Source organism: Saccharomonospora iraqiensis subsp. paurometabolica YIM 90007, from assembly GCF_000231035.2.
GTDB lineage: Bacteria > Actinomycetota > Actinomycetes > Mycobacteriales > Pseudonocardiaceae > Saccharomonospora > Saccharomonospora paurometabolica.
In genome coordinates this window covers 36,882-37,362 of the sequence record NZ_KI912258.1, presented here as the reverse complement: position 1 = coordinate 37,362, position 481 = coordinate 36,882, and the positions used below count along the sequence as shown (strand labels likewise).

The 481-nt window shown below is 77.8% G+C and carries 1 pseudogene; it reads left to right on the top strand.

Going from position 1 to position 481, the window contains the following annotated elements:
• Positions 1-481 (top strand): annotated as a pseudogene (locus SACPADRAFT_RS33285) (LuxR family transcriptional regulator); the annotation flags it as partial.

The window sequence follows — 481 nt, the reverse complement described above, 5'->3', positions numbered from 1 at the left end:
CCCGGTCCGGGTCCGCCGGGTCACCGGCCGCACCGCCCGCACTGCCCGCGTCGGCCGCCGCACAGCTGCGGGGCGAGCTGGACCACCTGCCCGCCGAGACCCGGGAGTTGCTGCTCGCCACGACGTCCGGGGCGGGCCTCGACACGGATCTGCTCGCCGGACTGCTCGGCACCGACCACGACGGCGTGGCCCGCACCATCGAGACCGCCCGCGCCGAGGGGCTGCTCGGGCAGGACGGCACGCCGCCACCGCTGGTCCGGCGTGCGCTGGAGACACTGGTGCCGCACCAGCGACAGCTGGCGGTGTCCCAGCGCCTCGTGCGCCTCCAGCTCGACCGCAAGGGTCCGGTGCTCGACCTGGTGCGTCCCCTGCTGGACAGCGGCCTCAGCGGGGAGGAACCCGCCGAGGCCTTCGCCACCGCCGCGGACGAGGCGGCCGCGGACGAGCCCGCGCTCGCGGCCCGGCTCTACCGCGCGGCCTC